Origin of the sequence: Pseudoalteromonas sp. 13-15 (assembly GCF_001468205.2) — a bacterium.
Taxonomy (GTDB): Bacteria; Pseudomonadota; Gammaproteobacteria; order Enterobacterales; family Alteromonadaceae; genus Pseudoalteromonas; species Pseudoalteromonas marina.
Genome location: NZ_CP019162.1, coordinates 332612 through 344838, shown reverse-complemented (window position 1 = coordinate 344838; position 12227 = coordinate 332612). Strand labels below are relative to the sequence as shown.

Genomic DNA, 12227 nt, shown 5'->3' with positions numbered 1-12227 from the left:
TATAGATCCTATAGTAACTATAGAGTCAAATGTCTGGGGGAAATTGATGAAAATAGGCGAATTGTCAAAAAAATCGGGCTGTTCAATACAAACGATTAGATATTATGAAAGAGAAGGATTACTGTTAAATCCAAACCGTTCAGAAGGTAATTTCAGGCTGTATGATAGTAAAGCACTTAAACAATTGGAATTCGTAAAGCATTGTCGCAGCCTAGATATATCACTCAATGATATTAAACGTCTTATCGAATTAAAAAATAAGCCAGAAGAAAGCTGCTCTAGCGTTAATGCATTAATTGATCAGCAACTTGCACTAGTGAATAAACGTATGAAAGAATTAAGGGCGCTTAAAGCTGAATTACAACAGATGGCAAGTGCTTGTGGTTCAGACAATACAATTGAAGCGTGCGGCATCATCAAATCATTGGATAGCTAAACTAAATATAACTTTAGATTAGTAGTATTCACAAAGGCAATAATGTAAACCATTGGCAAATTAGCACAATCATTAAATTTAAATGTAGAAACCATTCGTTTTTATGAACGAGAAGGGCTGATTACACAACCTGAAAAACCAATATCTGGTTATAGACAATATGACGAAACAATAGCAGGACAACTTAGGTTTATCACAAAAGCCAAAGCGCTCGGCTTTACGTTAAGAGAAATAAAATCGCTAATGTCTATGGACAGCAACTGCACTCAAGTTGAGCTATTAAGCCGACAAAAGTTAGCAATCATTCGAGACAAAATTAATGACCTTCAACGTTTAGAGAAAGTAATTGTGGATATGACAAATACCTGTATGCAAAACGAAGATCCAACACATTGCCCCATAATTGATTCATTAAAATGATTGACTCCGTACTTATATACGGAGTTTAGAATGATGGTAATATCAACCAATAGACTTTCAAATGATAAATAAAATATTAGACAGAGTAGGCTCTAGTGGCGTTTGGCTAGCGGCACGGCCTGCTTCCCTGCATTAAGGTCACTTGCATCGGCATTAGGACTAGGCTTCTTCTCTCACTTCGAAGGAATAGCTGTAAATACGCTTTTACCTATTTTTGCATCTTTGGAACTATTGGTAAACTTATACAACTGGCACAAAAATAAAAACCATACCAGAGCTGTCTTCAGCATTCTAGGGCCTGTAGCAGTGCTATTAACGCTTTATCCTCTTTGGCTATATGATTGAAGCACATACCTATTTTACTTTGGTATTTGCTTAATGGTCGTTATGTCGGTTTTGGATATCGTAAAACCAGTAAGGGAGCAAACATGCAACGTATGGCTAATTGCCGTCGTTGAAACGATTAACGGTCAATGTCTGCTTTTCGCTCTTTACCGAAGTTCAGCTAAGTGCCAGTTGCAGACGTTCGATAATGAGATTCATGAGCCAAAATTTGCTCTTATTCTCTCTTAGGGATTTTCTAATTAATTAGCTTTCACGCGTTGTTTACGGCATCTGCAACTTTTTCTGCAATTTCATATACCGTATTAGTTGCTGAATTAAGAGCAAACTTATCCACAAGCGTAGGACTCAACTTCATAATCTCATCTTTACTAATATTATGCCAAATAGGAAGAATGACTTTTTCACCCTCCATCTCTTTTGCGACTAATCCATTTAGTTCATATTGTGTCCAGTTTTTTTCGAAAAAACTTTTAGATAAAATAATTAAACCAAACCTAGATTGAGAAAGGCCTTTATCAATGGACTTCCTTAAACTATCACCAATTCTTAGTGCGTATTCATCATACCAAACTGAAACTCCCTGTTTTATGAGCTCATCTGCTAATGATTTCACAAAATCAGCTTTATCTTCAGAGGCGTGTGAAATAAATAAGTCGCTTGCTTTACCATCTTGCTTAGTTAAATCCTTAGCAAAACTGATCGGCATATTTTTTAATTGAGACAATATGTTTCCCTGAATTTTTAATTCTTCATTTAATGATTGATTAAGTGCAATATTCTTTCTTTTTTGAACTTTACCACCAAATTTTTCTTTATTTCGCTCAGCTAACTTTCTGGTTTTTTGAGCTATTTTTGACTTAACTTGTCGTCTAGCTTTAATAACAGACTTTTCTTTACTTTTTAAGGCCTTCCTTAATTTATGTATATCGTCATAAGGATCTGCATTTTTTAATTTTTTTACTGCCCACTCGAACTCTATCTCTCTAGTAATTACATTTTGTTCAAGTTTTCGTATTTCTGCATCTAGAAAGTTAACACCTTTATATTTGGGATGTTTCAAATTTATTCCTTAAATGCTTAACATTTCTTAGTGTTCGAAGGGCACATCTGAGCGGATGTAAAGCTCGCCTTTATAATCTATATAGTTTTAACAAATAACTTTAGATATTACTATCACAGTTTTCCATTGTATTTAACCAACCTCAATGGCCGGTAATCGCTCTTTGCCGAAGTTCGCCTAAGTGCCATGAGCGGGCATTAAAGCGTAACTCGTTTCTGCCCCAAAACGTGTTGAGGCGAATGCCTCAAAAGAGCGATAAGCGGTCGATCAGGTGAGTCGTTTTTAACTTAGTAAGAATAAGAGGACACTTTCCTCTTTTTACATATTTATAAAAGTTACATAAAGCAGAATATATATAGCTAGCAATAACTTATGCTTTTTGCTATTAATACAAACTCATAAAATAAGGACGTTTTCGCGCTAAAAAAGGGAAAGTGTCCTCTGATAAAGTTGTTAGCAGCTTGAAGGACTTAATGGACATGGATTTTCATACTAAACTAAAAAACGCAGAGTTTTGGTTTACACAAGCGTCTCAAATGTTTGAAGCATCAAAAGCTTTATTTAACTCAATGACTTCAAAGGATTCATCAGATGAACTTCGAGTTGGTGCGCATAAAGGATCTCTTTTTTTACTAGGAATAGCCACTGAAAATGCTTTCAAAGGAGTTTTGGCTTTTAAAGAAGAACTAAAAATTGAAAATGAGAGACTAAAACCAATTACCCCAAAAGGTGTTTCTCCCCATGACTTGGAATGGCTTTCAGAAAAAATAGGCCATACTTTTTCTGAAAAGGAGATAGAGTTGTTTAAACGCTTAAGTGTATACACCATCTGGGCAGGTAAATACGGAACACCTCTAAAGAAAAGTGAGTTCCTCAAAGATAAAGGGGCACTGTTTCAGAGCGAATCCGATTACGATGTTATATCTGACGTTATCTCAAGGCTCAAGATCGAAGCTGGATTCAATAAGAATTCAGGATGGCCATCATTACGCAGCTAACAAACGCATAAACACTCGCTGCGCTCGCTAGGGACAAAACACGTAGGCTCCCTGCGCTTCGCTTGGTATTGTAGCCTACGTATTTTTGTCCGTTATGCGGGCCGTTACGAACGTCCGGAAATGGCACTTAGCTGAACTTCGCCAAAGAGCTACAAGCAAACATTGAGTTATTGGTTTTAATAATTAGCTTTTAACTAAATTTAAATAAACTTTAAAGCTGGTAGTTTGATTATTTGAACTGACCTCTATATCTCCACCGTTTGCTTGCGCTAGAGCTTTAACTATTGCAAGCCCTAAACCTGCTCCGTCACTGTGTCGTTGCCGCGACTTATCAGGTCGATAAAAGCGGTCAAATAAATAAGGTAAATGCTCAGAAGGTATTCTCTCCCCTGTATTAATCACTGAAATGCATATTTTTTCAGCGGTGGTCATTTCACTGTTTACAGTGATTGATGAGCCTTTTGGAGCGTACCTAATTGCATTGGATAGTAAGTTTGATAATAATTGACGAAAGTGTAATTTGTCACAATAAAAACAAAGGTTTTGACCTTTTTTATTAAATGCAATCAATGAGTCTTCAGCCAAAGCGTCAAAATACTCAAATAACACTTCAATTTCATCATGGCTTTTTAGAGTGTTTTGAACTGGTTTAATTAGCCCGTTTTGAGTTTTGGCGAGCCAAAGCATATCACTAACCATTTTCGTTAATCGCTCGAGTTCTTCTAAGTTAGAAAATAATAATTCTTGATACTCTTCCAACTGCCTTTTTTTAGATAATCCAACCTGTGTTTGAGTAATTATATTCGTTAGTGGAGTTCGTAGTTCATGAGCAATATCACTAGAAAAATTTGATAAGCGAATAAATTCACCCTGGAGCCTGTCGAGCATTGAGTTAAACGACTGCACCATATTAACAAGCTCAATAGGCACTTTATTTTCATCGAGCCTTACATCCATTTTATTAGTTTGGATATCGTGTATTTTCTGACTTAAACCTCGTAAAGGGTTTAATCCTTGATGTACAGCAAACCAAGCCACCAATGAAATGAGTACCGCTGAGCCAAACATAATGGCCCAAAGGCTTTGTTGAAATTGATTGAGAAAGTGTAAATGAAAGCTCATGTCTATCGCTGTAGTAATTTTGTATTGCTGTTGCTCAGTACTTAAATTACTCACCAGAGCTCGGTAGGTGTGGGTATCATTTTGCCATGAGGTAATGTTGTTACGGTTAAAGCCAGTTGAAGCCTTAGCACTCATTACAAAATCACTAAAATCTCGTTCAGAGCTTTGAAAAATGAGATCTCCTTTTGCGGTATTTACCTGATAGTAAACACCGTGATGACCCGCTACAGCGTTAGATAATTCATTTTTAAATTTCAGGTTTGATTTATAGTGTTGTCTTAAAACTAATTCAATAGATTGATTAATAACATGCAGTTCACTACTATCTTGCTGGAAAAAATGATGTTTTATCGAACTATTTATTAAGGTGGCAACTAAAGTTAAGCACGCAATAACGGTTACAGCCACAAACAACACAACACGCATCGTAAGTGATAAAGGCCGTGACTTAATAGCCATCAGTTTCAACCTCTAATTTATAGCCCATACCGCGAACTGTATGAATTAATTTAATAGTAAAGTCATCATCAACTTTTGCTCTTAGCCTACGAATGGCAACATCAATCACATTGGTGTCGCTATCAAAATTCATATCCCATACTTGAGAAGCAATTAACGAACGTGGCAGTACTTCACCTTCGCGCCGTAACAATAGTTCAAGTAAGCTAAACTCTTTATTACTCAATAAAATACGCTTGCCTGCACGTTGTATTTTTCGCTTTGGAATATCCATTTCTAAATCAGCAACGATCAGTATATCGTCAACTGTTTGTACTGCACCACGGCGAATAAGAGTGCGTACTCTTGCTAAAACTTCAGCAAAAGCAAAAGGCTTTATTAAATAGTCATCAGCACCAAGTTCGAGCCCCTTTACTCTATCGTCTATGCTATCGCGAGCAGATAAAAATAGTACTGGGGTTTTGTTATCTGCTTCACGTAGCGACTGTAAAATTTTCCAACCGGATACGTCAGGTAACATGACATCAAGTATTATTACATCAAATAATTCGGTCATTGCTAGGTGATGACCGTCAAGACCATTGCGCGCCAAAGAAACCTGAAAACCAGCTTCACTTAGTCCCTGTTTTAAATAATCTCCCGTTTTTGCTTCATCTTCAACAACTAATAAGCGCATACAATTCCTTCATTAAAGTCCTAACAACTACCTCTGCAAATATTATGCAGTATCTGTCACTACAGCAACATGACACCAAGATTACAACTTTGTAATGTTCGCGTCATGTTGAAGACAGGTCTATTTTCTATACTCAATACATATTCTGCTATGAAGGAGTAAGGAAATGGGGTTTAAAAAGTCATCACAACAGGTTAGCACACCACGAAGACGATTTGTTCAAGGCTTAATTGCAGGAGGTGTACTTGCTGCTTTTCCGAGTGTATTACATGCTGCATCATCTTTAGTAGCAGGAACAATAACAGGCACTGTGCCCGAACTTAGCGGCGAAGTAATTGATCTGGTTATAGATGAATCGCCGGTTAACTTTACTGGCGTAGTACGTATGGCGACAACTATCAATGGATCTATACCCGCTCCTACCTTGCGCCTCAAAGAAGGCGATGACGTTACTATTAGAGTAACAAATAAGTTATCAGTACCGAGTTCAATTCATTGGCATGGCATTATTTTACCGTATCAAATGGATGGCGTACCAGGTATCAGCTTTAAAGGCATTATGCCGGGCGAAACCTTTGTTTATAAATTTAAACTGCAACAAAGCGGTACATATTGGTATCACTCACATAGTGGCTTTCAAGAAATGACAGGCATGTACGGTGCATTAATTATTGAACCGCGAGAAAACGATATTATTAGTGCAGATAACGAGCATGTTATTCAATTATCTGATTGGACTGATGATGACCCAATGGCGCTGTTCCGTAAATTAAAAGTACAGAGTGATGTATTTAATTTCAATCAACCCACTGTCCCAGAGTTTTTCGATGACGTTTCAAGCAGCAGTATTTCAAATGCTCTACAGCGCCGAAAAATGTGGAATCAGATGCGAATGAATCCTACAGATTTAGCTGATTTATCTGCATCAGCAATGACTTTTTTAATGAACGGTAGTACTCCAATGGCAAACTGGCGTGGATTATTTAAAGTCGGTGAAAAGCTTAGGTTAAGGTTTATTAATGGCTCTAGTAATAGCTTTTTTGACGTGCGTATCCCCGAGTTAAAACTAACGGTTGTACAAGCAGATGGGCAAAACGTTGAACCAGTGACAGTTGATGAATTTAGATTCGGCCCTGGTGAAACCTACGACGTAATTGTTGAGCCTAAAAATGATGCCTATACGATTTTTGCTCAAAGTATGGATCGCTCTGGTTACGCAAAAGGAACTTTATCAAGCTCGCCTAATATTGATGCGCCAGTACCTGCACTTGACCCTGTTGAATGGTTAACGATGACCGATATGATGGGCAATATGACCCACGGCGGTGAGCACTCTGCAATGGCTGGTATGGCAGGCATGTCAGGTATGAACTCTAAAGAAATGGATCATAGCGCTATGGGCCACGGTGCAATGGCGATGGATCATAGCAAACATGGTATGTCTGAAAACCCATTAGCGGTTGCCAGCTCTAAAGTGCGTCATGCAAAAACGGAGTATGGAGCTTCAGTTGATATGCGCGTTGATATGCCTAGAACAAATCTTGATGATCCTGGTATTGGTTTACGTAAAAATGGTCGTCGTGTTTTAACACTTGCAGATTTACACTCACTTGAAGGGATCACTAACCAGCAAGAGCCAGAAGCTGAAATTGAGCTGCATTTAACCGGAAACATGGAGCGTTATAGCTGGTCATTTGATGGCTTAGAATTTGGTAAAAGCACGCCAGTGCATATGAAGCATAACCAACGTTTAAGAGTTATTTTACAAAACGATACCATGATGACGCACCCTATGCATTTGCATGGTATGTGGAGTGATTTAGAAAACGAGCAAGGTGATGTGCAAGTGCGACGTCATACGATACCTGTTCAACCCGCACAAAGAATCAGCTTTTTAACCACCCCTCACGATGTAGGTCGCTGGGCTTGGCATTGCCATTTATTATTCCATATGGATGCCGGTATGTTTAGAGAGGTAGTCGTATCATGAAACAATTAAAACTATCTAAATCATTAGGTTTATTAATGTTAACAGGGGCTTCATTAATTAGTTTCCCTTTATTAGCGCAAAGTGAAATGGCACAAATGAATAGCGCTAAGATGCAACCACAAGGAGGAAGTGCACCTAAAGATGCAAGAGACCCCCATGCTTACTCTGCGGGAACAACTTTAACAGAAGGCCCATATGCGCTTGAGGGCAATGAGCGATTAACACTCGCTGATGAGCATCCATTTTACGCATTACTAGGCGATCGTCTTGAATATAACGAGCAAGCAAACGCAGGTGTATTTGACTTACAAGCATGGTACGGCACTACCTTTGATCGATTGGTAATTAAAACCGAGGGTGATTTCAGCGAAGGAAGTATTGAAGAAAACCAAACCGATATTTTATGGGGTCACGCCGTATCAGCATATTGGGATACTCAAGCAGGTGTTCGTCTTGATTACAATAAAGAAGGTGAAAATCGGCAATGGTTGGCTTTTGGCTTACAAGGTTTAGCCCCTTATTGGTTTGAACTTGATATGACAGCATACGTAGGTGAGCGAGGCAATACCGCATTTACGTTAGAGGCAGAGTACGAACTATTACTCACGCAAAAGCTAATTATACAACCGCGAGCCGAAATTACACTTTATGGCAAAAACGATAAACAAAACGAACTTGGAAGTGGCCTATCAAGCAGCGCGATTGGCTTTAGGGTTCGTTATGAATTTACACGCCAGTTTGCGCCCTATATTGGCGTTGAATGGAGCAATAAATTTGGCAATACCGCCGACTATGCCACATCAAGTGGACAAAGTAGCAACAACACCGCATTTGTTACGGGTATTAAATTTTGGTTTTAATCATTTTAAATAAGAGGTAATTATGAAGTTTTTTAATTCTGCAGTAGCTATTTTAGGTTTAGTACTTACATTTTCCGCATCAGCGCATATATCACTCAAGCAATCAACACCTGCGCAAGAAGCCATGTTAATGAAAAGCCCAGAGCAACTTTCGTTAACTTTTGGTGGTGAAGTAAGGCTAGCAAAAGTCATCATCAAAGATGAAAAAAATAAATCAATAAACTTTGATTTCAAACCAAGCTCTACCCCAAGCACAGACTTTAGTTGGTCATTGCCGAGCTTAGTCCAAGGCACTTACACGGTTAAATGGACAGCACTGGGTGGTGATGGACATAAAATGACCGACACGTTTAGATTTATGGTACACAAAAGTGAATCGCATAAGATGATGCAAGTACAATCTAATACCCACAGCAAACATAATCATTAAGTAGCAACATAATGCAATTAAGTGAATGGTCAGTACTCTTACTATTATTAAAACTAGCAAGCTATATCGCAATTTCAGGGCTTGCGGGCACTTTATTAATGCGCTTTATGTGTGGCAACAGCAATGTTGCAGGGCATCACTTAATTAGCTTTTATCAGTTCTTAAAACGTTGGCAAATTACGTGTGTAGTTACAGGTAGTATTGCTGCACTTTTACAAGTACCAATAGAAGCTGGAGCAATGGCTGAATCAGGCTTTATGGGAATGTTTGACCCCTTTATGCTTGAAATTGTTTGGCAATCAGTCATAGGTGACCAAGCAACGTTTAGAATACCAGCGCTTATTATTGCTCTAATTAGCGCATGTATGTGGAGTGTGGAATCAGATGATAACGTAGCAGGTTATAAAAACGTTGCCGTTATACTAATCATGCTTGGGTTTATCGCTTATAGCTTCACTTTTACTGGGCACAGTGCAAATGAAAATGGGTTAGTGAAAAGTATTTTAACCTTTCACCTTATTGCCATTGCGAGCTGGTTAGGGTCATTGTGGCCGCTTTACAAAAGCTGCACTTTACTACCTACCAGTGAAGTAAAGCGGTTAATGCATTACTTTGGTCAACTCGCTATTGTTATTGTATTTGTACTACTTATTTCGGGCTTAACTCTGCTCCTGCAGTACCTAGAGTCATTTTCTGCATTGTTTACATCAAATTATGGGCAACTAATTTTATTAAAGCTGTTACTCGTCAGCGCGATGCTGTTACTAGGTGCATGGCATAAGCTTTTTTTAGTCCCGCAAATCACTCAACAACACCATATAAGTATATTAAAACGCTCGATCACTGTTGAAATATTAATTGCCCTATTTGTACTTATTACAACAAGTGTATTTACAACACTTGTTGGTCCGCCTATTTAACGATTAATAAAAAAGGAAAATGTATGTTAATTAAATCCTCTAATTTAAAAATTTTATTGCTACTAATTTTTAGCGCTGTTAGTTCTTTTGCTGTGAACGCACACACCCATGAAGAGCACACAAAAAAAGGCTGGGTCTTTGTTAATGTTGATAGCGAAGCTGCAAAGGCAGTTAGCTTATTTCATGCATCCCTAAAACAAGGCGATGCCAAAGGTGCCCGTAAATTACTGGCCGACGATGTCGTCATTTTTGAAGGCGGAATTGTTGAGCGTTCTGCAGATGTATACGCGAACCATCATATGATAGCGGATATGAAATTCTTAAGTGCAGTTGATAGTGAACTGCTAGAGCATCAAGTTCACACAAATGGAGACATAGCTTACTCAATTTCAAGAAGTAAAACTCAAGGAAAGTATAAAGGGAAAGATATTAAGTCTACGGGAATGGAATCAATCACATTAAAAAACACCGATAAAGGTTGGAAAATCACTCATATTCACTGGTCTAATTAAGGAGTTAACAATGCGAGTAATCTACATTACCTCAGCGTTTTTTTTATCATTAACTATGTCATTTTCGGCAATGAGTATCGAAAAACAGCATAAAACATCAATAATCTATGAAAATTCAGAAAAACCTGAAATTGAGCTTACCGTTTATAAAAGTAAAAATTGTGGATGTTGTAATAAGTGGATTGCTCATTTGAGTGAAAACAATATTCAAACAAAAGCAATTAACGTTAATGACATGGGGTCGATTAAATCTCAGTATCAAATAAAACCTAATATGCGCTCATGCCATACAGCCGTGTCAGCCGATGGATTTGTATTTGAAGGTCATGTTCCCGTTAAACATATAAAACAGTTTTTATCTGGGCAACACGCTCCGCACATTACAGGCTTAAGTGTACCAGCCATGCCTATTGGCACTCCCGGAATGGAAATGGAGGGTATATTTCACAAATATAATATTGAACTACTCACTGACAACTCAAATGAAGAAACCTACAGATACATAAGTAAATCCAGCGAGCAATTTTAGCCTAACGGCATAATTCTTGAGTTAATTATTAAATACCCATTTTACACAACAGGAAACACTGATTTGTGAGCTTGATAGTGTAAAAATTACTCACATGTAAAAACAAAATACAAAACTTTTAAGGAGCAATACAATGTCACACTATTCAAAATTTTTTTTAATGATAGCAACATCCACAATAACCATGTTTGTATTGATGTATTTGAACACCTACCAACTTAGTCATGTTTATTTTAGTGAAACTCGTACTTATATGGCGCTTTATATGGGAGCCACGATGGCAGTGATAATGCTACTTTTCATGCTCAATATGTATAAAGATAAAAAGAAAAATATAACAGTACTCATTGCTAGTGTTGCCGTATTTGCAGGAAGTTTATTTTTAGTTCGCTCACAAGTGACTGTTGATGATAGCTCATGGATGTCGGCGATGATCCCACATCATTCAATTGCCATACTCACCAGTGACAGGGCAAAAATCAAAGATAAACGCGTTCAAAAGCTTGCTACAAATATAATTGAAGCCCAAGAGCGAGAAATAAAAGAAATGCAATGGCTCCTAAAAGATATAGAGCAAAACGGCATTGCACAAACCAATGCTCAAGCACAATTAAGAGCTGTTCCAGATTTCAATTCAAATAAATAAATAAACCGCATAACATAAGGAGTAAAGCATGAGTAAATCAGCCCAACTTTTTAGAATGGCAACAGATGAGCATATTTGTCCGTTTGGTTTAAAATCAAAAGACCTACTAGAGCGAGAGGGATATACAGTTGATGATCAGCTTTTAACTTCTCGAGAGCAAACAGATGAATTTAAAAAACAACACAGTGTAGAAACTACACCTCAAGCATTTATTGATAATAAACGTATAGGTGGCTACGACGATTTACGTGATTACTTTAATAAGCCACAAGCAGCCCAAGAAGGTACAACTTACACGCCCGTGATTGCGATTTTTTCGGTTAGTTTTTTGCTTAGTGTGGCATTTAGTTTTGCATCGGATAATAGCTTATTATCAATGCAAACCGCTGAACTGTTTGTAGCCCTAACAATGGCAGTGTTAGCAATACAAAAGCTTCAAGACTTATTTAGCTTTACTAATTCATTTATAACCTATGACTTAGTCGCTATGAAAGTAGTCAGGTACGCTTATGTTTACCCATTTTTAGAAGCATTTGTTGGCATTGGAATGATAGCCGGGTTACCAGCCTATATTATTGCCCCTATTTCATTATTCATAGGTGGGGTTGGTGCTGTTTCAGTGATAAAAGCAGTCTATATAGATAAACGAGAGTTAAAATGTGCGTGTGTAGGCGGTGACAGTAACGTACCACTAGGGTTTATCTCTCTAACAGAAAACTTATTTATGATAGCTGCCGGTATTTGGATGTTTGTTAGGTAAATAACAGCTTTAATTTAAAAATATGATGACGAGCTTATTTATAGCACGAACCAGATTCAGTAGT

At 37.7% G+C, this 12227-nt stretch carries 15 protein-coding genes; 12 read left to right on the top strand and 3 right to left on the bottom strand.

Annotated elements, in window-relative coordinates; genetic code table 11:
* The first annotated feature begins 46 nt into the window (after positions 1-46).
* The 3 genes from cadR to ATS72_RS19020 all read left to right on the top strand — a co-directional run bounded on the left by cadR (position 47) and on the right by ATS72_RS19020 (position 1201).
* Positions 47-436, top strand: coding sequence for a Cd(II)/Pb(II)-responsive transcriptional regulator (cadR, locus tag ATS72_RS01735; RefSeq protein WP_002962247.1), 390 nt, complete (start codon positions 47-49; stop codon positions 434-436).
* Between the two features lie 51 nt (positions 437-487).
* Positions 488-856, top strand: a complete 369-nt coding sequence (locus ATS72_RS01730; RefSeq protein ID WP_028834999.1) for a MerR family transcriptional regulator — start codon at positions 488-490, stop codon at positions 854-856.
* A 102-nt stretch (positions 857-958) separates the two neighbouring features.
* Complete coding sequence (locus ATS72_RS19020) at positions 959-1201, top strand: MerC family mercury resistance protein (protein WP_327077832.1); 243 nt, start codon at positions 959-961, stop codon at positions 1199-1201.
* A 250-nt stretch (positions 1202-1451) separates the two neighbouring features.
* On the opposite strand, the gene ATS72_RS01720 is transcribed toward ATS72_RS19020, so the two are convergent.
* On the bottom strand, positions 1452-2261 hold the full coding sequence (locus tag ATS72_RS01720) for a toll/interleukin-1 receptor domain-containing protein (RefSeq protein ID WP_002962239.1): 810 nt from the start codon (positions 2259-2261) through the stop codon (positions 1452-1454).
* A 479-nt stretch (positions 2262-2740) separates the two neighbouring features.
* Here ATS72_RS01720 and ATS72_RS01715 point away from each other — a divergent pair, with 479 nt between their 5' ends.
* Positions 2741-3259, top strand: coding sequence for a hypothetical protein (locus tag ATS72_RS01715; protein ID WP_139295581.1), 519 nt, complete (start codon positions 2741-2743; stop codon positions 3257-3259).
* Positions 3260-3442: 183 nt separating this feature from the next.
* Here the strand turns inward: ATS72_RS01715 and ATS72_RS01710 are convergent, their stop codons facing one another.
* Entirely contained in the window at positions 3443-4840 is a 1398-nt protein-coding gene (locus ATS72_RS01710) for a heavy metal sensor histidine kinase (RefSeq protein ID WP_010388405.1), read from the bottom strand.
* Complete coding sequence (locus tag ATS72_RS01705) at positions 4830-5516, bottom strand: heavy metal response regulator transcription factor (protein WP_010388408.1); 687 nt, start codon at positions 5514-5516, stop codon at positions 4830-4832. Before ATS72_RS01705 ends, ATS72_RS01710 begins: the two co-directional genes overlap by 11 nt.
* A gap of 166 nt (positions 5517-5682) precedes the next feature.
* On the opposite strand from ATS72_RS01705, the gene ATS72_RS01700 reads away from it, so the two are divergent.
* From ATS72_RS01700 to ATS72_RS01665, 8 genes are all read left to right on the top strand, one after another.
* Complete coding sequence (locus tag ATS72_RS01700; RefSeq protein WP_010388409.1) at positions 5683-7506, top strand: copper resistance system multicopper oxidase; 1824 nt, start codon at positions 5683-5685, stop codon at positions 7504-7506.
* Positions 7503-8366 carry a copper resistance protein B gene (locus tag ATS72_RS01695; RefSeq protein WP_002963237.1) on the top strand — a complete coding sequence of 288 codons (864 nt, stop codon included), beginning with the start codon at positions 7503-7505 and terminating at the stop codon, positions 8364-8366. Before ATS72_RS01700 ends, ATS72_RS01695 begins: the two co-directional genes overlap by 4 nt.
* A 22-nt stretch (positions 8367-8388) precedes the next feature.
* Positions 8389-8796, top strand: coding sequence for a copper resistance CopC family protein (locus tag ATS72_RS01690; RefSeq protein WP_010388411.1), 408 nt, complete (start codon positions 8389-8391; stop codon positions 8794-8796).
* A gap of 11 nt (positions 8797-8807) precedes the next feature.
* Positions 8808-9716 (top strand): copper resistance D family protein, encoded by a 909-nt coding sequence (locus ATS72_RS01685; RefSeq protein WP_010388414.1) that lies wholly within the window; start codon positions 8808-8810, stop codon positions 9714-9716.
* 23 nt (positions 9717-9739) lie between these two features.
* Positions 9740-10228: a YybH family protein gene (locus ATS72_RS01680; RefSeq protein ID WP_002963057.1), complete on the top strand. Its 489-nt coding sequence runs from the start codon at positions 9740-9742 to the stop codon at positions 10226-10228.
* Positions 10229-10238: 10 nt separating this feature from the next.
* The gene (locus ATS72_RS01675) at positions 10239-10757 is read left to right on the top strand and encodes a DUF411 domain-containing protein (RefSeq protein ID WP_002963058.1); all 519 of its coding nucleotides are present in this window, start codon (positions 10239-10241) and stop codon (positions 10755-10757) included.
* 133 nt (positions 10758-10890) lie between these two features.
* Positions 10891-11403 carry a DUF305 domain-containing protein gene (locus tag ATS72_RS01670; RefSeq protein WP_010388415.1) on the top strand — a complete coding sequence of 171 codons (513 nt, stop codon included), beginning with the start codon at positions 10891-10893 and terminating at the stop codon, positions 11401-11403.
* A gap of 28 nt (positions 11404-11431) precedes the next feature.
* Positions 11432-12163: a MauE/DoxX family redox-associated membrane protein gene (locus ATS72_RS01665; RefSeq protein ID WP_002963060.1), complete on the top strand. Its 732-nt coding sequence runs from the start codon at positions 11432-11434 to the stop codon at positions 12161-12163.
* The last annotated feature ends 64 nt before the right edge of the window (positions 12164-12227 follow it).

Bases quoted from the DNA above. Each gene is read 5' to 3' on its own strand.
- ATS72_RS01675 (WP_002963058.1), top strand. From the start codon at position 10,239: ATGCGAGTAATCTACATTACCTCAGCGTTTTTTTTATCATTAACTATG.
- ATS72_RS01685 (WP_010388414.1), top strand. From the start codon at position 8,808: ATGCAATTAAGTGAATGGTCAGTACTCTTACTATTATTAAAACTAGCA.
- ATS72_RS01715 (WP_139295581.1), top strand. From the start codon at position 2,741: ATGGATTTTCATACTAAACTAAAAAACGCAGAGTTTTGGTTTACACAA.
- ATS72_RS01700 (WP_010388409.1), top strand. From the start codon at position 5,683: ATGGGGTTTAAAAAGTCATCACAACAGGTTAGCACACCACGAAGACGA.
- ATS72_RS01690 (WP_010388411.1), top strand. From the start codon at position 8,389: ATGAAGTTTTTTAATTCTGCAGTAGCTATTTTAGGTTTAGTACTTACA.
- ATS72_RS01665 (WP_002963060.1), top strand. From the start codon at position 11,432: ATGAGTAAATCAGCCCAACTTTTTAGAATGGCAACAGATGAGCATATT.
- ATS72_RS01680 (WP_002963057.1), top strand. From the start codon at position 9,740: ATGTTAATTAAATCCTCTAATTTAAAAATTTTATTGCTACTAATTTTT.
- ATS72_RS01670 (WP_010388415.1), top strand. From the start codon at position 10,891: ATGTCACACTATTCAAAATTTTTTTTAATGATAGCAACATCCACAATA.
- cadR (WP_002962247.1), top strand. From the start codon at position 47: ATGAAAATAGGCGAATTGTCAAAAAAATCGGGCTGTTCAATACAAACG.
- ATS72_RS01695 (WP_002963237.1), top strand. From the start codon at position 7,503: ATGAAACAATTAAAACTATCTAAATCATTAGGTTTATTAATGTTAACA.
- ATS72_RS01705 (WP_010388408.1), bottom strand. From the start codon at position 5,516: ATGCGCTTATTAGTTGTTGAAGATGAAGCAAAAACGGGAGATTATTTA.
- ATS72_RS01710 (WP_010388405.1), bottom strand. From the start codon at position 4,840: ATGGCTATTAAGTCACGGCCTTTATCACTTACGATGCGTGTTGTGTTG.